General features: G+C 35.9%; 25 protein-coding genes. 5 read left to right on the top strand and 20 right to left on the bottom strand.

Annotated features, from left to right (window positions below):
- The 4 genes from EWZ81_RS04345 to cagV all read right to left on the bottom strand — a co-directional run.
- A partial coding sequence (locus tag EWZ81_RS04345) for a CagY family CD-EC repeat-containing protein (RefSeq protein ID WP_275690026.1) occupies positions 1-2,046 on the bottom strand: 2,046 nt, incomplete at its 3' end.
- Between the two features lie 14 nt (positions 2,047-2,060).
- Complete coding sequence (gene cagX, locus EWZ81_RS04340) at positions 2,061-3,626, bottom strand: type IV secretion system apparatus protein CagX (RefSeq protein WP_165549136.1); 1,566 nt, start codon at positions 3,624-3,626, stop codon at positions 2,061-2,063.
- A 51-nt stretch (positions 3,627-3,677) separates the two neighbouring features.
- The gene (gene cagW / locus EWZ81_RS04335; RefSeq protein ID WP_165549135.1) at positions 3,678-5,285 is read right to left on the bottom strand and encodes a cag pathogenicity island VirB6 family T4SS protein CagW; all 1,608 of its coding nucleotides are present in this window, start codon (positions 5,283-5,285) and stop codon (positions 3,678-3,680) included.
- A 4-nt stretch (positions 5,286-5,289) separates the two neighbouring features.
- On the bottom strand, positions 5,290-6,048 hold the full coding sequence (gene cagV / locus EWZ81_RS04330; RefSeq protein ID WP_000900784.1) for a cag pathogenicity island type IV secretion system protein CagV: 759 nt from the start codon (positions 6,046-6,048) through the stop codon (positions 5,290-5,292).
- Between the two features lie 380 nt (positions 6,049-6,428).
- Between cagV and cagU the strand changes: the two genes are divergently transcribed.
- Together cagU and cagT are read left to right on the top strand one after the other, a co-directional pair.
- On the top strand, positions 6,429-7,085 hold the full coding sequence (gene cagU, locus EWZ81_RS04325; RefSeq protein ID WP_077656983.1) for a cag pathogenicity island translocation protein CagU: 657 nt from the start codon (positions 6,429-6,431) through the stop codon (positions 7,083-7,085).
- A 35-nt stretch (positions 7,086-7,120) separates the two neighbouring features.
- Positions 7,121-7,963: a type IV secretion system apparatus protein CagT gene (gene cagT / locus EWZ81_RS04320; protein WP_165549134.1), complete on the top strand. Its 843-nt coding sequence runs from the start codon at positions 7,121-7,123 to the stop codon at positions 7,961-7,963.
- A 203-nt stretch (positions 7,964-8,166) separates the two neighbouring features.
- On the opposite strand, the gene cagS is transcribed toward cagT, so the two are convergent.
- The 4 genes from cagS to cagP all read right to left on the bottom strand — a co-directional run bounded on the left by cagS (position 8,167) and on the right by cagP (position 10,358).
- Complete coding sequence (cagS, locus tag EWZ81_RS04315; protein ID WP_165549133.1) at positions 8,167-8,766, bottom strand: cag pathogenicity island protein CagS; 600 nt, start codon at positions 8,764-8,766, stop codon at positions 8,167-8,169.
- A 440-nt stretch (positions 8,767-9,206) separates the two neighbouring features.
- Positions 9,207-9,587 (bottom strand): cag pathogenicity island type IV secretion system protein CagQ, encoded by a 381-nt coding sequence (gene cagQ, locus EWZ81_RS04310; protein WP_011549989.1) that lies wholly within the window; start codon positions 9,585-9,587, stop codon positions 9,207-9,209.
- A complete protein-coding gene (locus EWZ81_RS08470) occupies positions 9,524-9,703 on the bottom strand; it encodes a hypothetical protein (RefSeq protein WP_078296781.1) in 180 nt (59 codons plus the stop codon). The genes cagQ and EWZ81_RS08470 overlap by 64 nt, the downstream gene beginning before the upstream one ends.
- Positions 9,704-10,013: 310 nt before the next feature.
- The gene (cagP, locus tag EWZ81_RS04305) at positions 10,014-10,358 is read right to left on the bottom strand and encodes a cag pathogenicity island protein CagP (RefSeq protein WP_165549132.1); all 345 of its coding nucleotides are present in this window, start codon (positions 10,356-10,358) and stop codon (positions 10,014-10,016) included.
- A gap of 427 nt (positions 10,359-10,785) precedes the next feature.
- Between cagP and cagM the strand changes: the two genes are divergently transcribed.
- Both cagM and cagN read left to right on the top strand, forming a co-directional pair.
- Positions 10,786-11,916: a type IV secretion system apparatus protein CagM gene (gene cagM, locus EWZ81_RS04300; RefSeq protein ID WP_150199571.1), complete on the top strand. Its 1,131-nt coding sequence runs from the start codon at positions 10,786-10,788 to the stop codon at positions 11,914-11,916.
- A gap of 14 nt (positions 11,917-11,930) precedes the next feature.
- Positions 11,931-12,851: a cag pathogenicity island type IV secretion system protein CagN gene (gene cagN / locus EWZ81_RS04295; protein ID WP_165549131.1), complete on the top strand. Its 921-nt coding sequence runs from the start codon at positions 11,931-11,933 to the stop codon at positions 12,849-12,851.
- Positions 12,852-12,932: 81 nt separating this feature from the next.
- Here the strand turns inward: cagN and cagL are convergent, their stop codons facing one another.
- From cagL to EWZ81_RS04280, 3 genes are read right to left on the bottom strand one after another with little or no spacing between them, the layout of a single operon-like run.
- Complete coding sequence (cagL, locus tag EWZ81_RS04290; RefSeq protein ID WP_000855300.1) at positions 12,933-13,646, bottom strand: cag pathogenicity island VirB5 family T4SS-associated adhesin CagL; 714 nt, start codon at positions 13,644-13,646, stop codon at positions 12,933-12,935.
- Positions 13,643-14,788 (bottom strand): cag pathogenicity island type IV secretion system translocation protein CagI, encoded by a 1,146-nt coding sequence (gene cagI, locus EWZ81_RS04285; RefSeq protein ID WP_165549130.1) that lies wholly within the window; start codon positions 14,786-14,788, stop codon positions 13,643-13,645. The genes cagL and cagI overlap by 4 nt, the downstream gene beginning before the upstream one ends.
- A 10-nt stretch (positions 14,789-14,798) precedes the next feature.
- A complete protein-coding gene (locus EWZ81_RS04280; protein WP_240146746.1) occupies positions 14,799-15,743 on the bottom strand; it encodes a sodium:calcium antiporter in 945 nt (314 codons plus the stop codon).
- Here EWZ81_RS04280 and EWZ81_RS08465 point away from each other — a divergent pair.
- Complete coding sequence (locus EWZ81_RS08465; protein ID WP_000562364.1) at positions 15,730-15,930, top strand: hypothetical protein; 201 nt, start codon at positions 15,730-15,732, stop codon at positions 15,928-15,930. The genes EWZ81_RS04280 and EWZ81_RS08465 overlap by 14 nt on opposite strands.
- Here EWZ81_RS08465 and cagG read toward each other — a convergent pair.
- The 9 genes from cagG to EWZ81_RS08735 form a co-directional block, all read right to left on the bottom strand.
- The gene (gene cagG / locus EWZ81_RS04275; RefSeq protein ID WP_000855886.1) at positions 15,927-16,355 is read right to left on the bottom strand and encodes a cag pathogenicity island type IV secretion system translocation protein CagG; all 429 of its coding nucleotides are present in this window, start codon (positions 16,353-16,355) and stop codon (positions 15,927-15,929) included. The genes EWZ81_RS08465 and cagG overlap by 4 nt on opposite strands.
- A gap of 54 nt (positions 16,356-16,409) precedes the next feature.
- The gene (gene cagF / locus EWZ81_RS04270; RefSeq protein ID WP_000814257.1) at positions 16,410-17,216 is read right to left on the bottom strand and encodes a type IV secretion system chaperone CagF; all 807 of its coding nucleotides are present in this window, start codon (positions 17,214-17,216) and stop codon (positions 16,410-16,412) included.
- Between the two features lies 1 nt (position 17,217).
- On the bottom strand, positions 17,218-20,169 hold the full coding sequence (gene cagE, locus EWZ81_RS04265) for a cag pathogenicity island type IV secretion system ATPase CagE (RefSeq protein WP_165549128.1): 2,952 nt from the start codon (positions 20,167-20,169) through the stop codon (positions 17,218-17,220).
- Between the two features lie 8 nt (positions 20,170-20,177).
- Entirely contained in the window at positions 20,178-20,801 is a 624-nt protein-coding gene (gene cagD / locus EWZ81_RS04260) for a cag pathogenicity island type IV secretion system protein CagD (RefSeq protein WP_165549137.1), read from the bottom strand.
- A gap of 4 nt (positions 20,802-20,805) precedes the next feature.
- Entirely contained in the window at positions 20,806-21,153 is a 348-nt protein-coding gene (gene cagC, locus EWZ81_RS04255) for a cag pathogenicity island type IV secretion system protein CagC (protein ID WP_165549127.1), read from the bottom strand.
- A 142-nt stretch (positions 21,154-21,295) separates the two neighbouring features.
- A complete protein-coding gene (cagB, locus tag EWZ81_RS04250; protein ID WP_000428894.1) occupies positions 21,296-21,523 on the bottom strand; it encodes a cag pathogenicity island protein B in 228 nt (75 codons plus the stop codon).
- 474 nt (positions 21,524-21,997) lie between these two features.
- Positions 21,998-22,762, bottom strand: coding sequence for a 4-hydroxy-tetrahydrodipicolinate reductase (gene dapB / locus EWZ81_RS04245; protein ID WP_165549126.1), 765 nt, complete (start codon positions 22,760-22,762; stop codon positions 21,998-22,000).
- Between the two features lie 22 nt (positions 22,763-22,784).
- A complete protein-coding gene (glcD, locus tag EWZ81_RS04240) occupies positions 22,785-24,164 on the bottom strand; it encodes a glycolate oxidase subunit GlcD (protein ID WP_165549125.1) in 1,380 nt (459 codons plus the stop codon).
- Between the two features lies 1 nt (position 24,165).
- Positions 24,166-24,262 (bottom strand): plasminogen-binding protein pgbA C-terminal domain-containing protein (locus EWZ81_RS08735; protein ID WP_165549124.1); only part of this gene is annotated, 97 nt, incomplete at its 5' end.

Below are 24,262 nucleotides of genomic sequence, written 5' to 3'. Positions count from 1 at the left end.
TTTCAAACAATCTAGTGCTTGCTTCTCTAAAAGTTTCCTCGCTTCAGGCGTGAGTAATTTCTCACACTCTTTTTTCTCAGCTTCAGTTTTGGCTTGAGATACGCAATCCAAATAAGCCTTAACGCTCTTTTTGGCTTCTTCTAACTTTTTTTTCGCTTCAGGCGTGAGTAATTTCTCGCATTCTTGTTTCTCAGCTTCAGTTTTGGCTTGAGATACGCAATCCAAATAAGCCTTAACGCTCTCTTTGGCTTCTTCTTCTAAAAGTTTTTTCGCTTCGGGTGTGAGTAATTTCTCGCATTCTTTTTTTTCAGCTTCAGTTTTAGCTTGAGATGCGCAGTCTTTATAAGCTTTCAAGCTCTCTTTAGCTAAAATATCGCTTTGTAAGTCTTTAGGGAGATCTTTCAAACACTTTTTTCGTTCTTCATCGGTTTTAGCGTTTTTCAAACAATCTAGAACCTGTTGTTCTAACTTTTTTTTCGCTTCAGGCGTGAGCAATTTCTCACACTCTTTTTTCTCTTTTTCATTCCTAGCTCTTGAAACGCAGTCCTTGTAAGCCTTGACGCTCATATCAGCTAGTAGTTCTTTTTGCAAGTCTTGGGGAATATTTTTCAAGCACTCGTTTCGTTCTTCATCGGTTTTAGCGTTTTTCAAACAATCTAGCGCTTGTTGTTTCAATCTTTCTATAGCTTCTTTAGACAAGCCTTTCAAGCATTCGTTTTTCTCAGCTTCTGTTTTGGCGTTTTTGATACAATCTTTATACTCTTGAAGCTCTTTTTGAAGCTCTAATTCCTTACGGAATTTCTCTCTAATCTCAGGGTCATTTATGAGTTTTAGGCACTCTTTCCGTTCTTCATCGGTTTTAGCGTTTTTCAAACAATCTAGAGCCACTTGAACTTTTTGTTGGTTCAGTAAGCTTTTTTTCAGGTTTTCATCTTTGATTAAATCTAAACACTTGATCCTTTCTTCTTCAGTTTTGGCATTTTTGATGCAGTCGTTATAAGCCTCTAGAGTCTTTTTCATTTGATCTTGAAGTTTTTTGTCTTTGATAAGCTTCAAACATTCTTCATAGTTGCCACCATTACTAATACACTCATAAAAGGCTCTCAATGGGTTTTTGTCCTCAATTTCTGCAATATTCAAATAGTTGTATAAGGTTCTATTGGGATCGTCATTGAAGAAAAGATTTTTATCGATCATATTGCCTTTTTCATTCCGTTCTTTCAGCAATCGGTTATACTCTTGCCTTATTTGGATTTCATCATTAACATAAAGATTCCTGTCTTTGCTAAAACGAGAACTTTTATCTTCCAAAGGTATAAAGTAGTGAAAAATGCTTCTAGAAAATAAAATAATCACAATAAGAACAGCGACTACAATGCCGCCAATAATGTATTTCTTTTTGCTTCCTTTGATAATCTCTTGATCGTTAGAGTCGTCAGTTATTTCTTCTAGCTTGTCTTCATCAAAATGGGTTTTAGTTTCTTGGGTTTTAGTTTCTTGGGTTTTAGTTTCTGTGGAATTGTCAAGATGATTGTCTGAGCTTTCTTCTTTTAAAAGATCTTCAAAATGATTGGCTTCTGTCGCTTCTTCATTAGATAGATCTTGGGGTGAATCTTGTTGGGTTTTTTCAGAAGTTTCATCATCAATTAAGTCCGTTTGAGTTTCTTCTTGATGCCAATTATTTTCTTGATCGTCTTCTTCGTTCAGTTTTTGGGCTTCTTCATCTAAACTCTTTTGCTGAGTGAAAGGTCTTTTATCATCAACTAATTTTCTAGCTTTCTTGAATAACTTGTCTGCCAGACTGCCATTGCTAGATTCTGAAGTTTCATTACCTCCAGAATCCATTTGAGTTTGGGTTTCTTCTGGCTTGTCTTCATCAAAATGGGTTTTAGTTTCTGTGGAATTGTCAAGATGATTGTCTGAACTTTCTTCTTTTAAAAGATCTTCAAAATGACTGGCTTCTGTTGCTTCTTCATTAGATAGATCTTGGGGTGAATCTTGTTGGGCTTTTTTAGAAGTTTCAAGTTTATCGTTTTCTTCATTCATGTCTTAACGCCTTTTTATTTATCTCTGACAAGAGGGAGCTTTTTAATCACACGCTCCAATTCACCATAGTTTTTGATATTGTAATTTTTTGTCAATGGATTTTTCCCATAGCCTTTATTGATCACTGTTACAAGGGCTTTGTCTTTAATGAGTTTAAACTTCTCTGCAATTTCATTAACTCTATACCATCTCAATCCTGAATTGGTCATATTAGGATCAATGGCGGCATCAGTCATGCTCAATTTCCCATCAGGTTGAACCACAAAAATAGCAGGTTGGAGAGTGATGTTTTTGAAACCAAAATAAGTGAATGTGCCATCATCAAAAATTTCAGAGGGCATAATATGTTTAGAGCGTTTTTCAGGCGCTTGGTAGTAATTATAGTTTCTAGGCACAGGGTTTCTTTTTAACGCATTATGCACATATTGGGTCTCTAGCGCCTTTGCTTGATCTAAGATAATTTTTTGTTTTTCTTCTCTTATTTTTTCTTTGTTGATAATCTGTTCATTGCTCGCCATCATTACTCTATTGATGTAGGCTGTGGTGTTAAGATTTTCTTGCTTAATCAATTCTTTCTGCCTCTTTGCTTCTTCTCTCTTTTTTAGTTCCTCTTCAATAACGCTAGAGACTTCGTGTCTTTGTGGGTATTCTAATTTGACTGTTAGATACGCTGAAGCAAAATTGTCTTTTTGAGCTATCCTCAAAATGAATTGATACAAGGCTTTATTAGTTCGCACAACAAGATTAGTTCTCCAAGCGCTATCGCTAGGAGATAATTCTATGGAGTTATCCTCAGGACTTTTTTGAGGCTTATCTGTCTTAATACTGATTTTATCTTTGGCTCTTTGCTTGATTGTCTCTTCAGCTTGTTTCTTGTTGAGTTCTTCAATTTGTTTGAGCGCGTTAGCTTGAGCCTGTTCTTGCATGTCCTCTAGTCGTTCCATTTGGTCTAATTCATTTTCTCTCTGTTGCTTGATCAATTCGCTAAGATTTTTGTTATTGCTCAAATTTTGTGGGTTACTCATAGCGTTAGTGAGATTTTCTAAATTGGCTCTATTTTTTGCACGCTCTTCTTTTCTTTTTTCTCTTTTATCTTTTTGCGCTTTTTGCGCCTGTTCTTTAGCTTCTTTTTCTTTTTCTAGAGCTTTTTTTTGTTCTTCTAATTCTTTAGGGTCAGGCGCATCTACGATAAGTTTTTTTGTTTTTAAAAATTCTTGGTAATCTCTTGTCATTAGGGCAAAATTCACTGCTTCTTTTTCAAACATGAGATTACTTTTTACCGATTTAGGTTGAATGAATATGTGATTAGAATTAGGCACAATATTCCAACCTTTATTGAAACCTGTTGTGATGTAAGAAATAGTTTCATCTTTTTCAAGTTGGATCACAGTAACATTGTCTAATGAAGTCCAAATCGTGATGGGTTTTTCATCTCCCAAATAAGCAATCTTCTTATTCACCACTTTCACCCTGCCACGATTAAAATTTTTAATGTCAGGTGCTGCTTCTATTACGCTAGATAAAAATAAATAACCAAGACAGAAACAGCCAACAATTTTTTTAAAAAATGCCTGCTCCATCAACAATTCCTCTTAAAAAATATTTGTAATTGTAACACAAGAATAAAGTGGCTAGCCTTTAAACATAGATCCACCAACTCTTCCCACCATTAAGGCATCTCTTTCTCTATCCATTCTGCTACCATCCATAGAAACAGAGCTGAAAATGGTATTAACGATCGCATTGACGCTCTCAATAATCGTCTCTATGAAACCTTTTAAAATAAATAGGGTGATCAAACTCGCAATAGTTGAATCGATACCTAGTCCCCCTTGATTGATGTTTTGTATAGCAACAGAGGGCGTTATGGTCAAATTGAATGCCAATAATGCCAAAACACCAAAGAGCAAAATAGGAATAGCTAGAACCAAGATAAACAAATTATTAATAAACCATATCAATATGTTTTTCATAGAATCTTTGAACCAATCTAGCACGATCAAACATACTGCAATAGGGAACACAATACCGCTAAAAGCCCCCGCTATCAAAGGTTTCACAACGACAGTGCTTATTCTCATAATGATAGTTACTTGCATAAAAATAGCGAATAAAGAAATACCTGCCACTTGCAAGCCTTGTAACAAACTAGGAGCGTTGTTGCCAACATTAGAAAAAACAGCTCTTACCGCAGGTAAAATTGAATTAACAGTATAATTCAACACTAAATCTAAAGCCCAAAAAAGAACTTGATTCAGCCCAAAAGCGCCTGCTAAACCAAAATAAATGGAATAAGAGATTTTATAAAGATAACCAAAACCTGCATAGGCGATAAAAGAGACCATCGCCATTTTGAATAATGTCCCCCCAACAAATCGCATGTATTCAAAACCTATGTTAAGCTGAATGCCATTTGAAATATCCCTCAATTTCATAAAAGAAATGAAAACAAAAATCCCAAAAACAATATAAATTAGGTAAGAAACAAAATCAAGATATGACCCTTGCCCTATGATAATATCAGGCAGATTGACTACACCATATGCAGGAAGAACAGCAGCGTCCGCTCCTTTGACAACAGATTCTAGTGCGGCAAAAGCAAGCATGGCTGTAGTGTTGTTTTGCAGTTTATTTGCAGTGAATTCTTTGCCAATCAGCCAAATTAAACCATCAGCTGTAATATTCGTAGAAGCTTGAGCGGTTATTGAGCTAATTATTTGTAAAAGAACATTGCCTTTCACATTGTCCTCAACACCGCCTTTGGTGAAATTCTGAATCTTGTTGCTCAAATTGTCTAGCATGCTATCCATGGATACATCTATGTTTTTATTTATCAATGCGTTCCAACCAAAATTACAGCCACTTGATGGCGTTAGAGCAAAGCCTTGTATAGCTGTAGCAACACTTGCCCACGCCGATCCCCATAAAGGACCTAAAGTGTTCAAATATTTCACCAGATTGCTAGCGGCTAAACTTGTGGCTAATGGTGTGCTAAGTGCTTCGATCACACCCTGCCCTGAACTCTTTCCACTCCCTGATTGGCCAATAGATGTATAGCCTGTTAAAATATCTGCAAAACTCTTGTTGGTTAAAACATAACTCGGTATCAGCATGCAATAAACTGTTTGGTAAATTTTGAGATTTGAAACAATGGGCAAATCAATAGCTTTCAGCCAATTAGGAACAATGAGAAAAAAACTTATGATCGTTACTAAAAAAGTCCTTTTAATATTAAACATGTTCTTATTTATTTAATGCCTTATTTTTTGATTCCACTTCTTTAATCTTTCTCAAAATTTCGCTTACTGTTTGTTCGTTTTGTAAATCCGTGATTTGAATATCAAACACTTTGAAGCCAAAAGGATTGATGATAAGATTTTCTTGAGAAGAGTTACCTCTAGCAAAATCATAATAAATAGTTACTTGTTTTTTAGTAATATATTCATAATTTTCCATCGTATCAGGTGTGATTTTGATGGTAATGAAAAATGTTAATCTCGTTAAGGGACTATTTTTGACTTTTTCTCTTTGTATGTTAGAACTAATGATAGCTTCTGCTCGGACTTTATCTACGAATTGTCTGATATTTTCATTGAACATTCTCATTGCTTGGGTTTGGAAACTCACATCGCAATACTGCATTAGTTGATCCTTGCGATCCCTCAAAGAATTTTTGCTATAACCAAACAGCAATGAGACAAATTTTGAAGTTGCGCTATCCACAACAGCTTCAGAATTGACAATTTGCCTAGCATCGGAGCGTTTGACAATTTTAAATTCTCCTGTGTATCGATCAATGCCATAAACAAATATATCCGTTTTCTTCAAAGGCATCATCATCACAATACTCGTTACAGCGGCGACATTGAGTGCCATAGAGAGATAAAAAGCCCTTTTGAAAGTCCTATTGGCCTTATTGAGTTTTGCCAATCTATCAAGGGCTATCACACCCCCAACCAAATTTTCATCAATCAAAACTTCTTCGTTTTTTTTCCCTAACATGCGACAGCTTTATTGTTTAATTATTGGTTTGTTGGTTGTAAAACTTGAGAGATTTTTCATTAAAGACTCCTTAAAATAACCCTAATTATAGCAAAATCTCTGTAAAAACTATGTATTTGAAAAAACCTTTAACAAAAACCTTTTTGGATAAGGCATTGAACAAAGATACCTTGATAATCAATGTAAGCAGCGACTTGTTTCAAACAAGAAGCAAGATGAAACACGATGCAACTCAAAAAGTAAGAGTAATGAGTAAGCAGCCGTAATCAGTAATGAAATTTTAGAAGCGCCTAATTCAAAGAGATAAGACAATCGCAACTCATAGAGAGAATGGTATAATATCAAAATAAGTTCTCAATTTAATTCTTGAAAGGAGCTTCATGAACGATACAACAGAGCATCATGGACCTAATCCGCTAAACGCCCCACCACCTAGCAACTCACAGAGCAATGATCTCTTAAATTTGCTAGACTCATTATATCCTAAAGGGAGTTTAGGGGAGCAAAGATTTCACGAAGCTTTAAAGAATCAAGAAGAGTTGAAAAATATCCTAATAGAAATAGAAAAGCTACCGCAAGAAAAAAGGTATGAACTTCTGATGCAGATAGGACAAGCCAAACAAAGAATAATGGAAGCATATGCTCATTCATTCTTAGGATATATAGGGGGACTAGAGCATCTGTTAGGATTGTGTATGGGTGGGATATTTGTTTTGTTTGCAATCTATTTTGTCTTTTTAAGAACTAGCAAAAACACAGAGCTAGTGGAAAGTCTAAAAACAAAACTAAAACTTCAGTATTTTTACTATGCCTTTGGCGTGGGTGCGGTTTTATTTTTTGGATTAGAAACAATTAGATCGATTTATGAACTATATATCTTAGGAATTGGTAGCACTAACGATAAGGTGCTTTTTGTTTTGAAAAACATTTGCTTCATAGGTATGGGCTATTTGATTTATAAAGTTATTAAGGTTATTGGTATAAAAAATTTTATCAATGGTCTTTTCACTTCAAAGAAACAAGGCGGTGCAGAATGAAACTAATGAAACGAGAGCAATAAGGAGAAACAATAATGAAACTGAGAGCAAGTGTTTTAATCGGTGCGACAATTCTGTGTTTAACTTTAAGCGCGTGCAGTAACTATGCGAAAAAAGTGGTGAAACAAAAGAACCATGTTTATACGCCTGTGTATAATGAACTGATAGAAAAGTATAGTGAGATACCCTTAAATGACAAACTCAAAGACACACCATTCATGGTGCAAGTAAAGTTGCCAAATTACAAGGACTATTTGCTGGATAATAAACAAGTTGTACTAACTTTCAAACTTGTTCATCATTCTAAAAAGATTACGCTCATAGGCGATGCCAATAAGATCCTTCAATACAAGAATTACTTCCAAGCTAACGGGGCAAGATCCGACATTGATTTTTATTTGCAGCCTACTTTGAATCAAAAGGGTGTGGTGATGATAGCGAGTAACTACAATGATAATCCTAACAACAAAGAAAAACCACAGACCTTTGATGTGTTGCAAGGAAGTCAGCCAATGCTAGGAGCTAACACAAAAAACTTGCATGGCTATGATGTGAGTGGAGCAAACAACAAGCAAGTGATCAATGAAGTGGCAAGAGAAAAAGCTCAGCTAGAAAAAATCAATCAGTATTACAAGACTCTCTTACAAGACAAGGAACAAGAATATACCACTAGGAAAAATAACCAACGAGAAATTTTAGAAACCTTGAGTAATCGTGCAGGTTATCAAATGAGGCAGAATGTGATTAGTTCTGAGATTTTTAAGAATGGCAACTTGAACATGCAAACCAGAGAGGAAGAAGTTAGGGAGAAGTTGCAAGAAGAAAGAGAGAATGAATACTTACGCAATCAAATCAGAAGTTTGCTCAGCGGTAAGTGATTGAAAGAAAAGGAGAGAATAGATTTTTCTATTAGGGTAGAGAGAAACGCCAATGGGCGTTAGCTTTACTTGATAGGTAAGGCGATCAGGTAGGTAATCTTTTTAAAGCACTCATCATTTTTTAATTCTGTCTCTGCTTGAGACAAATATTTTTCAAACTGAATTTTGTTAGTTGTGCCGAGATTTTTTGTTTGTTTTCCACATCAAGCGTTTTGCACTCCTTTTTCTTCCATGTATTTTTCAAGATCAAATTTCATCAGCAAATCCCTAACATAGTCGTTATATTGTTCAATGGTTTTTAGATTAGCATAGAAATTCACTTCTTCATCTGTCATCACAAACAATTTCAATAGTGGGAGCTTAGTATCATACAATTCTATTTGCGAGTCCATTTCTCTAATACTCATCTTAAACATGATGGGCTTGCTGAAGAAAGGCAGAAATATTCCAAGAATTGATCGATCAAATTTAGAGAATAAGAAATTAGGATTCTTTGCAATCGCATGCAACAGCTCCATAGTCTCACTCTCAAGCAATCGATAAATCTTTTTAAATTTATCAACACCAATGCTTTTGATAACAGCGCGATAATCTTTCATGTAATTTCTTAGAACCTTATCTAACGCTCCCTTGTTTGTATGCATCTGCTTGAAAAAATCATGCATGGTTTTTATTTGATCTATGATTTTCTTTTTTTCATCAGTGTTTAAAAGTTCGTTCTCCTGCAAGCTCTCAATAAGTTTTTCTTTCTTATCTTTTGAGTCAGCAATCATTGAGAAGAGTTTTCGCATGTTATTACTCATATCGCTCTTGATCCCTTCAGTGGATTTTGTTTCTCTTTAGATTGTTCAAATCGTAAAGTTTTATATTAAAATTATACAATATCTGTTGTGTGAAAATTTCAGAGCGGTCATAATTCAAAGAGCAAGAAACCATTTTTTAACCATAAGATATTGTTTCAATCACTCTTATATCTATTTTTCAAAACCTACAAAAAACGCTTTCACAAATAGCCCTAAAAACCGATTTAAAAAAGTTTTAATATTATATATTATTTTTAAAAAGCAAGATCGGTCGTAAAAATGCGTTACAACTAAAATAAAGAGTTAAGATAACTCATTTTCAAAAAGGAGTCTTAAGTAATAAAATCATAATGTTCAGCCAGTAATCTATTGCCTTGTTGATCAAACAAAGCTCTGCGTGAAAGATGAAAAAATTTCACCTTTAGATAGTTAATACACCACTAGAGTCTTACTTGAGAGACACTCATTTTATTAGCGGTTTTGTCTGATTTGCTGCTACCAAAACCATTACCAACCAAAGCAGATCCCATGTTTTTGATACTATCGAATCCATTCTTCAGCACTTCTGCCATAAAATTCTTGATATTGTCCATAGGCAAATTAAATTTTTTCCCTAATGCTTCATTAAGTCCCATCATTAACATCAGAAAGAACAAAAAATTTAATATCATAGAAAACAAATCACTGGATAAACCTGTAAAAAGATTTGTTCCGCCACCCAACAAAGAAGCTAAAATTTTTCCCATGATCAGTCCTTTTATTTTTGGTTGTGTAAGTTCTTGCTTGTTCGGATCTCTAATGCGTGTTTTAGTAGGAAGCATTTCACAATAGCATACCTAAAGCTACTAAGAAAATTCTTGAATCTAAGATTACTCATGAAATCAAGCGGTAAGCAACCACCAATCGCAAACAAATCAAATATTTTGCCACCAAACAAGCCATATCCTTTTTGTTTTTATCTCCTAATTATAGCAAATTTTTATCAATATTAATTTGGAAAACCACCACCATATCAAAAACAAATTACTAACACACTAGATGCAGAATTATTTTTAAAAAACGCTCCTTTAAATTTAAAATCATGGGGTTTTAGGATTTGAATACCAAAAATAGATTGGTTTTTTCAAATAAGCTAGCTTTGGGTATGCGCTTAAAAAGATTTTAGTTTTTAGCCAGTAAGGTTTTATGCTAATGTTTGGAAATAAAGAAATTTCTCTAAATCAAGTCTTGAGAAATTTTTGAACGAATCATAAGAACCAATTTTGCCATTGAGTCATAAGCATGATTAGCTTCATTGTGAATTTTGCGTGGCTTAAGAGATAGTATTTGCTTATTATACTGAGAGAAACGAGCAGCAAAAGATAAGTAGTGTAATAAAAAAAGCTAGGTTTTATTATAAGAGCAAACAAGAATAATATTGGATAAACTAAAATCACCCCTGCCCCATAAGAAAAAAGGGCTATTAAAAAACCTATAACGATAGAACTGATATTGAACAGCCTATAATAAAAGCTGTATTTATCTAAATGTTTGTTGAAAGAATGTTTGAATTGTAAAAAGTTTTGTTTCAATTTGCTAACCGGTCGTTTCATTTTGGTTTTGAAAGAACTAGTTCAAGGCGGTGAACCTATAAAGGAGCATAGGAAACAGTAAGTCTTTTACAAAACCACCTCAATCTAGCTCAAAATCCCAAAGAATACCCTACTATGCTGATACTAACATGCGATATAACACAAACCAACGATTTGTTTATTTAATGTCAAACAAAGAATAGAAAACACCTATCAAGGAATAAAGGAGTTTCTATCCAAAAAACACAAGTCCATTATATAAAAATAACCTTAAGGTAAACTTAAAAAATACCAACAAGTCGCATACAAGCAAGAAAAACATAACACTATAAGACCTAGATTTTACTTACCTTTTGAATATGGAAAAGTTTTGATCCATGGTTTTGTGGAAATTGTGGTAAAATGTGTTGGTATTTTTTGAAAATTTAAGGTTACAAAAACTAATAAGATGCTTGCAAAAATCGTTTTTAGCTCATTGGTTGTGTTTGGAGTTTTGTCGGCTAATGTGGAGCAGTTTGGTTCATTTTTCAACGAGATAAAAAAAGAACAAGAAGAAGTGGCCGCAAAAGAAGACGCTCTTAAAGCTCGCAAGAAGCTCTTAAACAATACGCATGATTTCTTAGAAGACTTGGTTTTTAGAAAACAAAAAATCAAAGAGCTTGTGGATTACAGAGCTAAAGTTCTTTTAGATTTAGAAAACAAATACAAAAAAGAAAAAGAGGCTCTAGAGAAAGAGACAAGAGGTAAAATCCTTACTGCTAAGTCAAAGGCTTATGGGGATCTAGAGCAAGCCTTAAAAGATAACCCTCTCTATAAGAAACTCCTCCCTAACCCTTATGCCTATGTTTTAAACCAAGAAACATTCACCAAAGAAGATAAGGAGCGTTTGAGTTATTACTACCCCCAAGTGAAAACGAGCAGTATTTTTAAAAAAACTACCGCTACCACTAAAGATAAGGCTCAGGCTTTGCTTCAAATGGGTGTGTTTTCTTTAGATGAAGAACAAAACAAAAAAGCGAGCCGATTAGCTCTATCTTACAAGCAAGCGATTGAAGAATATTCCAATAACATTTCTAATTTATTGAGCAGAAAAGAATTGGATAATATAGATTATTACTTGCAGCTTGAAAGAAACAAATTTGACTCCAAAGCAAAAGATATTGCTCAAAAAGCCACCAACACGCTTATTTTTAACTCGGAACGCTTGGCGTTTAGCATGGCGATTGATAAGATCAATGAGAAATATTTAAGGGGTTATGAGGCTTTTTCTAACTTGTTGAAAAATGTCAAAGATGATGTGGAATTGAATACTCTGACTAAAAACTTCACCAATCAAAAATTGAGTTTCGCACAAAAACAAAAATTGTGTTTGTTGGTTTTAGACAGCTTCAATTTTGATACCCAATCCAAAAAATCTATATTAAAAAAGACTAATGAATACAATATCTTCGTAGATAGCGATCCTATGATGAGCGACAAAACAACTATGCAAAAAGAACACTACAAGATATTTAATTTCTTCAAAACAGTGGTTTCTGCATACCGGAACAATGTTGCTAAGAATAATCCCTTTGAATAGGAAAGGAGATGATCTTGAAAAGTATCTTCAAAAAATTAGGTTCTGTCGCTCTTTATTCTTTGGTTGTTTATGGGGGCTTAAACGCTATCAATACAGCATTATTACCGAGTGAATACAAAGAATTAGTGGCTTTAGGCTTTAAAAAAATCAAAACACTCTATCAAAGACATGACGACAAAGAAATTACAAAAGAGGAAAAAGAATTCGCCACTAACGCTTTGAGAGAAAAATTACGAAATGACAGGGCGAGAGCAGAACAAATTCAAAAGAATATTGAAGCGTTTGAAAAAAAGAACAACTCTTCTGTTCAAAAAAAAGCGGCTAAGCACAGAGGATTGCAAGAATTAAACGAAACTAACGCTAACCCTTTGAATGACAACCCTAATGGCAATTCTTCCACTGAAACCAAATCTAATAAAGATGATAACTTTGATGAGATGATCAATAAAGTGAATGAATCTTTTGTGAAACCTGCTGCTCCGCTTGTACCTGATGAGTGGAGAACGCCTGAAATTGAAATCATTATCAATGAGTGTATTATTTCAAGCAACGATTATGATGGGTTAAGAAAGTGTTTGATCAAAGACATCAAGGATCAAAAAATTCTTGCCCCCTTATTAGAGAAAATTCAAGAAATAGAGACAGAAAATAACAAGTTTTCTAGACAACACTTGAGTGGTTTAAAACTCGCTCTTAATAACAGCAACAATAGAACCTTTCTTATAGCTTCGTGCGCTATTTGTGAGAAGAGAAAAAAAGAAATGGAGCAAGAAAATAACTACCAAGATACTACAAATGCAAGTGAGTTTGGCACTACTGATACAAAAGAAAATAAAGCAAAAGATGCAACATTCTCAAACAATCGCTCTAAATCTGAACTGCCCAATAGCGTCATTAATCAAATAGAACAAAGTATCGCTCATGGAAAAAAATAGCGATCCAAATTATTAGTTCAAAAAACAACTAGAGAAACAAATCCCAAAAATTAGAAATCATAGCTTGTCATCTCAGAAAAATCATTTAACAATGATCTTACTTGATTGCCTTTCTTGTAGGTATTGTCGCTTACTTTGTTCTAGGGATCTTTCTAATGCGTCCAACTCCTCTAAATAATTTAAAAAGACCTTGTTGTGAGCTAACATAAGCTTTCTGATTCCTTTGATGAAATTTTTATTTTTTAGGCTTTCTACAAGCGTCTGTGAAGCAGTGATTAAGGAAGCTGTACCTCCAATGTTGCTCTGATATGCCTTTAGAGAAGTTTCTAAACGCTCTCTTATATTTTGTTTTTCTTGCTCGATTTTCAGCTTCCCTTCACAATAAAGAACTAAAACTTTATCGGATATTCCGCATTGCTGCTCAGCGGTATTTTGGTCTAAGGGATTGATTTTCATATAGGTTAATAAAAGTTCAGGGCTAGACATATAAGTCTTGAAAATCACATCTTCTGAGATGAAAAATAACTCATTCGCTTCAAAATTGGCTTTCAATAACGCTAGATCTCCTCTCAAAGCAATGGCCGCTTTTTTGATGTTTAGAGCATCTTCTTGACCTATTTTATTATTAGCGCTAGGGCTAGTGGTTGAAAAAATCTCATCTAAGTTTTTGAGCACTTGTTGGTTGGTCTCTTGGTAGGTGCTATCCAGTTGCTTTAAGCCGCTTGTTATATCTTCTGCCATCAAAACAGACAAGAGCAAAAAAGAAGATATGGTATTTTTCACGAGTGTTTTCATTTGACAATAACTTTAGAGCTAGCAATGTTTCTTGCTGTCGTTTCTCTTTCTAATTTCAGTTGTTCTTCCCAAAGGTCGGCTTTTTTTTCAAGATTCTCTATATAGTTTAAATGATTTTCTGCGTTTAAGATCGCAACTTCTATGAGCGCATTCAAATCTACTGATCCTTTTAAGGTTTTGATTTCTCCATTGATCCCATTCAAATAAGCGATATTTTGAAAATCTGCATCACTCAGTTTATTTTGAATAAGGGCTACAATCATTCTGTAATTCTGAATAACCTGTTCCATAAGGCATGCTGAAATTTTTAGCCCATCAAGATAGGGGCATTTTGTGGGTACTAGAGTGAATGTTTCAATGATTCCAAATGGTGCGCCCATGCTTGAAAAAAAACTAAGAGCAGGCGCATAGATGGCGCTTTGAAACAAAGCCTGACCCGTTAGGGAATTATAGTCAATAAGGGTCGCTTTTTGCATAGCTGTTTTCAACCATGTTTCAAAACCTTTTAAGGTTTCTTCAAACGCCTTGATACCAATCGTATTGTAAGCGATGTATTGAGCGTTGTCAGAAGAACTTCCTAGAGCTTGAGAAAGCATTTCCATTTGTGTTTTTAGGGTAACACTCGGTTCAAAGCTGTTTTTTAACGCTTCTAAGAGAGCGTTTTGCTGGTTCATTTTGAGCTTGATTATTTCGTTATTTTTTTGGAGCGCGATTTGCATGTTTTGGATTTCTGTTTGGGTGTTAATTTTTTGTTTTTCCACGATTATTTTGACATTCCCCCCCAATGCGCTAAGCGCGCTTGAATACCCTTCCATGACGCCAAGCAAGATGTCTGAACCTGCAAAAAACCCCCCTGTCATGCCATTGACACCATTAATAACGCCATTAGCCCCTTTTAACATAGCGCTCATGGTTGCAAGCTGAGTTCTCAATTCTCCCTCTATTTGCGCTTGAATGGCTTTTTCTTTGGCACTAGACTGAGCCTCTATGGCTTTTAATTCGGCTTGAGCGGTTTTTTGTTTGGCTTGTGCGTCCGCCTGAATAGCTTTTAAGGCAGGTTCAAGCGTCATTACTACCTCTGCACCATTCAAGGACAAGCCACAAAAAGTCAAGAAAGAAAATATGCTTAAAAAACATTTCACATCTCTTTCCTCACTTCACGATTATTTTAGTTTGCACCCTTTCTGTTAAGTAGCTATCTTTTTGCCCCTTAAGCTTGTCTTTGATGTAATCAAGGTAAGTCAAATACGATTTCAAAAAAGATTTATTCGCTACTATATTGTAATTATATAGCGAGCTTATGTTAGAAATCGCTTGAGTGTCATAGGTGCTAGTAGCTAATCCTGATTGACCGAGTATCATTTGAGAAGCGTTCTGCAACAAATTGGTATTGTTTTTCACAAATTCTATATAGTATTCTCTCAAAATTTCTGCTACTTTTTCAGCATAGCAATAAACGGCAAGAACCTTGTCCCCAATAGGGCATGCAGGAGTGGTCATAGGATTAACGCCTGAAGTTAGGGCATTAGTGGCTAACGCTTGGTATTTGGCATAAACAGTGGGCATAGAGACACTCATGGGAGTCATAGAAATTTGCATGCAACTGAAAAACACTTTTGATGAGCCAACAAGCGCGCCTAAAGCGGTACAGCTATCAAGGGAATCGGCTGTATCATTCATTGAGCTGTTGCTTGCTTGAGAACGCAGTTGCTCTTGTAGAGCTAGGGCGTATTTTGGTGCTGCGCTTGTAATATTGCCTAATATACCGCTCATTATTTCAACCGTTGTTGGCACGCTAGGAACAGCGATTTGATTCGTCGCATAAGCTTCAATAGCGCTAGGATTTTTAGGGGTAGTGTTACTCGCTAAAATGCTTGCAATCTGACTATTAACAGCACCAATTTGCGCACTTTGCGTGTTGCCTTGCGCGTTAAATTCCCCTGTTAATTTGCTGATATTTAAGATATTGTTCCCCACAGCCATGCTTTGATCGTTAAAACCTTGATACAATTGGTTGTATTGTTGGTTAGCGGCTTTCATAGGCACGCTTACAGCTTCAGCGATGCTTTGATTGTATTGGGTCATGATAGCGGTCATTTGCGGATTAGTAAATCCCACAACAATAGGAATAATCGCTGCTGTCATAGCGCCCGCTACTATTCCTGCAAATGGCCCTGCGACACCACTTGTGCTTGAGATGATTGAGGAGACTTGCGATAAGAATCCTGCAGAAGATGATTCATATATAGCTTGTGTGCCTGCCATGTTAATACCCCCTAGTTAATACCCTAAGATCGGTGGTAAAAATGATGAATCTGAGTATGTTGGTGCATAACCATACATGAAAGAATTGTTTGGACCGTAATCGCTCATCATTTGGCTCATGAGAAGATTTTGAATGCCCCACATCGCATTGATACCTAGGTTATCATTAGGTTGGAAACTCCCTAAACTTATGTCGTCAAACTTGATATTAACATTCTTATCATTATAGTCATTGAGTATGGCCACTTTTTGCTCTAGGGTTTCTTTAGGGATCTCTATTTTTAGCTGATCTCTAGAAACAAGCCCCACGCTATTTAGCGCCATATCTTCAGGACTAATATCTTTTATATCCGTGTTTTGGTCAGCGTTAAGTGGAGCGTTAAACATGCCAATGATAAGACACCAAGCAAATAGTAATTTAATTTTATAAAAGTTCGTTTTCATACTTTTGACTCCTTTATTCTTATTTTTAGCATTATTCTAGCGCATTAACACGACTCAATCGCTGTTTTTGTTTTGATTTTCTTGATCGAGCATTTTGTTTGTTACTTCATCAATGTTTTGAAAATATTTTTCAAAAAGCTCTTTCTTTTTAGCTTCAACGCTCATATCAGTCTGAATCCAATTAGGAATAATGGAGTCCATGATCAAATGCGTGAAGTCATAGGCATGATTGGTTGGGTATATTTTGTTCTGAACATAGTATTCTAAAAAATTCGCTTGAACAAAAAAATTCTCTATATCGCTCTGCATGTCCTCGCTTATGTTGTTATTGATAGGTTTTTCTAGTAATCTGAGAATCCTATACGACTGCCTGATAGTTTCTAGCATGAAGTAAGCATAAACATAAACTAATGAAACAAAAGAATTATTGGCTTTAAACGAGCTTGCATCATTTTTCCCACTTTGAAGAGGAATCAATCTTGATAATGTTTTTTGGGGATCTTGCCCATCGTTTATTTCTTTAAAAAAGCGGAAATCTAAATCCTGATTACTGAGAAATGACTTGACAAAGTGAAGATTAGCGTTAAGACTATCTATGAGACCTGAATAAAGGTGTTCTGTTTTGACATCATCTATATTCAAAACATTCTCATAAAACACATTGACATGGTCTTCTAAGAAATTAGAAAAATCATAAAGAGCGGTAAGGTTTTGTTCAGTGATTTCACCTTCCATTTCTTCTTCTATGAAGTCCAATTCTTCTCTCAGTTCAAAAAGGTAATTAGAAAAACTATCCAAAATCGTCAAGACATCATTTTCCAAAATTTTCAATAATTTTTGTTCGCGCAAACTTTGTTTCATTTTAATACTCCTCTATTTGTTGATACATTTGCCTCAAGGCCTGATATTTATCTATGATACTATGGTTTTGGATAATCTTGTCAATTTCTTTGACAAATACAGTATCTGTGGATAAAATTTTCAAATATTCTTTAGGAATGCCTCTCAAATTAAAACTAGCGATAACGCTAGGGCTTCCATCCTGTTTGTAGAGGATTTTCCTATCCAGCCCCTTAGTGATGATTTCAAATTCTTTTTCTGTAACATTAGCTAATCTTTGGTAATCAGAAAGATTACCCCCATCGTTTCTCAAAAAAATCTTTGTAGGGCATTGTTCTCTAATCGTATCAGCAATAGGGCAAGCCAAAAGATCAGTGATGCTTTGAGTCGCAAGTCTAACAATAGCGTTTCTTTTCCTTGCAGTTTTTAGCATGTCTCTTACAAAATAAGCGACCTTTGGATCGCTTAAATATTTCCACGCTTCATCAATATCTAAGACAAATCTACGCCCATCCATTGCTTCTTGGATACGAGCGAAAAGGTAAAAACAAATAAAGGGCGAAACATCATTATTGTCTAAGAAACTTGACCCATCAACGCCAATAATCGTTTTTGAAAAATCTAATCGATCTGTTGCTTTATTATCAAAAAGCCATTGAAATTCACCATTGGTTGATTTGCAAAAAGGCGCTAATCGCGCGACAAGCCCATTAGGATCGTTGTGGTCTTTCCCAAAAGCATTAATAAGTTGAGTGATGGGATAATCTAGGTTCATATCTCCTGTGATAAGGTTGGTTACTGCCGCTGCAAGCGTGTTAGAATCTGCTAGGCTAAAAGAGACGCTGTTGCCATTTTCATCTTTTTCATCGCTTTTGGTCGCTAGGTTTTTCACAAGCTCTTTGACAACAGAAATAGCTGTTTGTTTTTGCTCCATTGTTGCATCTGTTTTTTGCACGCAAGCCGCCCAAGCAAAAGGATTTAATCCTGTATCTGTCCCTAGCTCAATCTTGACATACTCCCCACCCATTGCGACAATATTCCCATAAGCGCCATAATCTTTATCCATATAGACCATAGTGAGCTTTTGCTTGTCTTTGCTGACATTAGCAGGAAAATTATAGGCAAATTGCCCCATAGCGTTTAGAGTCATGGACATAAACACTGTCTTACCTGAACCGGTTGAGCCAAGTATCAAAGTGTGTCCTGCTGAAGCTGAACCAAAATCAGTAGGCATGTGGAAGTTCAAATAAAAAGGCGAATTGATCTCGCTTTTTAGCGTCATCACGCTATTGCCCCAAGCGTTATTCTCTTGATTGCCATCAAAACTCATCGCTCTCATCGCTATGAAATCAGCAAAATTGTTAGAAGTTACATCAAAAATAAAAGGAAGCGTGATAAAAGAACAATGTTTGGCAAAAAAGTAATTTTCCATAGAGAAAGTCGCTGCGTTGGCTAAAAAACCTTTAGCGTTAAGACTCGAGACGCATTCCTTAACGCTTTGTTTCATTTTTTCAAAGCTATCAGCAAACAGCACTAAAGAATTACCATAACTGCCTAGCGTAATATCACCATTACCCACTAATTCGCTCAAGCAACCCAAAGTCATGCCTTGCTCTTTGGAGCCTCCACTAATAATAATCCTTCTAGAGGTGAAAGCTAGTTTGTCCTTTAAAACTTGTGAGTTTTTAGGCGAATAAGCATGCATAAAGATGAATTCGCTGTCTAGAGCGTTGATTTTATCAAACAAATCGCTCTGTGATTTAGGGGCGTATTCACTAATTTCAATAGCGCTAAAATATTTTTCACTCAAATCATCATTTAAGATTTTTCCATGCTTATTAGCAAAATAAACTTCTTTCACCCCACCATGCATTTTTTCTTTGAGATACAAGTCTTTTCGGTTGCAAATAAAAGGGGCTTCATTCATTCCCACCAAAAAATTATAAAACTCGCATTGTTTGGAGTAAATAATGCCATCTTTGGTGTATTCTTTCAATCTAGTGGGGTGGTATTTACTCAGTAGCTCTTCTATAAGCTCTATCCTATCCTTGAAGTTTTCAAGCTTGGCTCTAATAATCCTTTGAAACTCTTCAAAATTATTGTCTGCAAAATGCTTTTTATTCATCACGGGTTCATTGAGAGTGTCTAATAAATCTTGCTCTATGGTGAGATAAAAACTAATATCATAAAAACTTTCTCTCTTTTGCTTCTCATTATAGGCTCGCATGAAATCATTAGAAAAAATAAGACCATAATCCCTATTGGTTTCATCAATAACGATTTTCTTTTTAATGGTGTGAAAATAAAATTTGAATTCAGGGGTAACAAAATTCCTAAAAACGCTATAAATAGAAGCGTGTAACTCTATGAGATCTTTTTTGGAAGTGGTTAAAAAATCAATGCCCCCCAATTTGATTGTGCCTAAAAGAGAATAGTTGTTAGTAAGGATCACCCCATCATCTAAAAAACATTCATAGTTATTCGCTAGATAGGAATTTGCAGCGCTCACAAGTCTGTCTTCTCTGTTTGGATTTAAGTGGATGTCATTCGCCATTTCTTTACTAGGCTTCATGGAAAAAATGCTCATGAACGCTTTGTTTTTCACGCCCTTAAACAAAAAAGGTTTTTTAAATTTCATCGCTCGCTCCATTCTTTGATAAAGCCTATAATCTTTCTTGAATCCAAGAGCTACAAGCACAATAACAATCGCTACAATCAAAACAGGTTCATAGGCTTGAAAAAGAATAACAGATAATACAATTGTTACAAACAATATAAATATGGAGGAATAAATAAAAGTTTCAGGGAAACCAAACAACCTATTCCCCCCATCAAACAAGACTTTAAAAAAGGGATTGACACCCTTTTGCATGTCTGCTTTAAGCTCTTCTATTTTTTGAAACTGCCGCTTTTGAACCTCTTGCTCTATGATTAGCTTTTTTTGTTCATCAGCTTGTTTGCTTGCCACAAACACCCCTCTCTTTATAGATATACCGCTTCACATGTAATCGTATAAAAGATTTTTTTGAGAGACTCTACGGTGCTAATATGTTTCAAAAGATCATTAGGATCATAAGAATTGAATACGGCCAATAAAACATTATACAGCTTATCATCGCATAAAATTTCTCTTGTTTCTCCGCGCAATGACAGAAAGCAGCGTTGTTTGTTGGTCGTGCTGATGCTTTTGAAAGTAAAAAAGTCTTTCACTTCAGGATTGATCTGTAATTCTACATTCAATCCCATTTCTTTACCCTTTTCATCAAAGATTTTTTCAATAACTGGATCGTAATGCTTCAAATCCTTTATTTTTTTAAGGACTCTATTGACAATCACGAAGTCAAAAACTTCATCTTTGATAATATCGGGATTGACTTCTTTGAAAGTTACTTTCTTGTCTTTCAAATTTTTGATAGTCGCTTTGAAACTATCAAAATCTAAATTCGTATAAACAAGCCCATTGGGAGTGTTTTTTTCTTTTTCTAGCGCTTCTTTTTTGGCTTCTTTGTCATCATTTGCTGACCCATACGAACTGAAAACAACGAGACTTAAGAGAACTTTCAAAAAAAAGTCTCTTATCTTTTTATTGCTATTATTATTGTTGATCAATTTAGCTAGCTCCTCCACTTCCGCCAATATTGAAGCCAAATTTAGTGCTCAAATAGATAATACCGCCTGCCACCGCTAACATAGCTATGGGTTGCGCGTAAGCAAAAACAGTCGCCTGACCTCTTTTGATGTCATCAGAGATTTTCCAAATATCCGCTATGCCTTTGACTCCTAGAGCGCAACCACCTACGATCGCTAGAACAGAAATGATCTGAATAACCAAAGCTTTAGTTTCAGTGACGCCTTCTGCAGGACTGGTGACCGCCATTAAAGGATTGGTTGTCATCGCTAGCCCTAAAGTTACTACAACTTTCTTGTAGCTGTCAGTGATTCTTGTAAAAAATTTCATGCGTTTCCCTTCAAATTGAAATCAATCGTTTAAGTATATCAAAAAAAAGTATTTTTATACTATTCATACAAGCGCTACTTCATAATTTAAATCAAAACCGACGCTTTTGTTTGACAACTGACACAATTTAGGAACAATAAATCTACTTGTCCCAGCCATTTTTCTTTCTCAAGTCGTTGTAGAATTGTAGATCTTTAGGATCTTTGATGTATTTTTTAATCGTCTCAGGTTGAAACCTAAAAACAAGCAAAAACAAACCCAAGCTGATCAGAGTGAGAATAAAGCTCCATTTTAAGCAACTCCATAGACCACTAAAGAAACTTTTTTTGAGACTCTCTTTGAAAATCTGTCCTATTGATTTGTTTTCCATTTTGTTTCCCATGTGGATCTGTGGATCACAAACGCTTAATTATACATGCTATAGTAAGCATGACACACAAACCAAACTATTTTTAGAACGCTTCATGCGCCCACCTTGTCTAACCATTTCTCCAACCATCTTTAGCGTTGCATTTGATTTCTTCAAAAAGGCTCATTTCTTAGTTTCTTTTCTTCTTAAAATTTTTCTATTTTAGCAAATTTTTGTTAATTGTGGGTAAAAATGTGAATCGTTCTAGCCTTTAGACGCTTGCAACGATCGGGCTTTTTTCAATATTAATGAAAAAATGCCAAATATGTTACTGACCCAAGGCAAGATCAATCCTTAAAAAAATAAACTCTTCCAATACAGCTTAATCGTTAGCAATATCCCTTATAGTATAGTAAAAACCTTTTAGTAAGGCTAAAAAGGGGAAATATTTCATCGTAAAAGCGTGAATTATTTATACAAAAAGAATTAAAACATTCAACCAAACATCTCGTTGATTTCATATTTTTTAGCGGCTTTATCCTTAAGCCACAGAGCCACTTCTAAAGCCCCTTTAGCAAAAATAGATCGGTTAGTCGCCGTATGGCTAAGTTCTATGTATTCGCCCTCTAAATAAAACCCTATCGTGTGCTTCCCAGCGACATCGCCCCCCCTTAAAGTGGCTATGCCAATGCTTTCTTTAGAGCGCAAACCTTCTCTGTGAGTGGTGAGAGCGTTTTTTTCATCATACCCCCTAGCCTTAGCGCAAGTTTCATACAAACTCAACGCAGTGCCGCTCGGAGCGTCTTTTTTGAGATTGTGGTGCGTTTCTACAATTTCAATATCCGCATCTTTTAATTTCAAAGAAGCTAAAAAGGCTAATTGGTTGAGCATCATAATCCCTATAGACATGTTGTGCGCGTGCAAAAGCGGCGCTTTTAAGGCTAATTTTTGCATTTTTTCTAGCGTTTCTTTTTCTAAACCGGTCGTGCCAGAAACTAAAATTTTAGGGCATTCTAAAAGAGCCTCTAGCAAATGATCCACGCCTTTAGGTAAAGAAAAGTCAATCACGCATTCGCATGCCCTCACAAACGCTTTTAAATCATTGGTTACTAAAGGGGCGTGTGAAAAAGAGCTGAAATCCGTTTCGCATTTTTGCCTGACAAACACGCTAGATAACTCTAATCCCTTATACCCCCCTTTTAATTCTTCTAAAAGTAATTTCCCTATACGACCGCTCGCCCCATAAACACCGACTTTCATGCGCTTTCCTTGCTTTTAAGCTTTATAGCCCCATTTTAAAAGGGTTTAAAATATTATTGGGATCAAGGGCTTTTTTAATGTTCCTAAAAAGCTCCATTTCACTATGATTAAACGCTAAAGGCATGAATTTGGCTTTAGACAAGCCTATGCCATGCTCCCCGCTTAAAGTCCCCTCCAAACTAATAGCGGCCTGAAAAATCTCTTCCATAGCCTTATGGCCTTTTTCTAAATCCCTTTTAGGATCTTCTAGCATGATATTCACATGCACATTGCCATCGCCCGTATGCCCAAAGCAAGGGATTTTAAAGCCGTATTTTTGGCTGATTTTGGCGACTTCTTGCAACAAACTCGGCAAGCTCGCCCTAGGAACGGTCACATCTTCATTCAATTTCTTTTTACCATAAACGCTAATACTTTGAGAAGCGTTACGCCTTGAAAACCATAAATCCTGCTCTTCTTGTTCGTTTTGAGCGATCTTAAAATCCACGCACCCATTGGCTTTGAAATGCTTTTCTATCTCATTGAGTTGCCATGCGATCTGCTCTTTAACCACGCCATCCACTTGAGTGATGAGTATCGCTCCAGCGTCTTTGGGTAAGCCTTTAGAAAATCGTTCTTCCACAGCCCTTATACTCAAATTATCCAAAAATTCCATCGCCACAGGCGTAACGCCGCTGCTCATTGTCTTATAAACAGCGTTCATGGCGTCTTCAATATGGTTAAAAACCCCCATCGCGCTCTGTTTTAGGGGCGGTTTGGCTAAAAGCTTTAAAGTGATTTCAGAAATCACGCCCAAACACCCCTCACTAGCGATCATCAGCCCTGCGATATTAAAGCCGGCGACATCTTTAATCGTTTTTTTGCCCGCCCTTATGATTTCGCCATTCGCTAAAACCACCCTTAAAGCCATGACATAATCTTTCGTGATGCCGTATTTAGCCGCACGCATGCCACCGGCATTTTCAGCGACATTCCCCCCTAAAGTGCTTTGATTTTCACTCGCTGGATCTGGGGGGTAGAAGAGATTCAATTTTTCCACTTCGTTTTGGAAATGCTTGTTAATCACGCCCGGCTCAACTCTAGCGATTAAATTTTTAGTGTCAATCTCTAAAATCTTATCCAAATGCTTTTCTACGCTTAAAACTAGCCCCCCACTCACGCTCAACGCCCCCCCTGTAAAACCGCTCCCAGCCCCCCTAGGCACAACGATGATGCGGTGCTCGTTGCAATATTTTAAAATCTGGCTGATTTCTTGCTCGTTTTTAGGGAAAATCACACCGCTAGGCAAATGCCTTTCTTTGGTAGCGTCATAACAATAAGCGTTCAAATGCGCTAAATCGGTGAAAAAATCCTCTCCCCCTACCAAGTTTTTAAAATATTGGATGTGTTGCTTCTCTAACATGTTATTTTTTACCCGCTTCTAGCGCCTTTCTTCGCTCTTCAAGCTCTTTTTCATCTCTTTCTTGATGCTCTCTCGCTCTTTGTTCAAATTCTCTCGCT

Source organism: Helicobacter pylori (assembly GCF_011140715.1).
In the GTDB taxonomy this organism is placed as follows: domain Bacteria; phylum Campylobacterota; class Campylobacteria; order Campylobacterales; family Helicobacteraceae; genus Helicobacter; species Helicobacter pylori_DA.
This window is presented reverse-complemented; position numbering and strand designations above follow the sequence as displayed.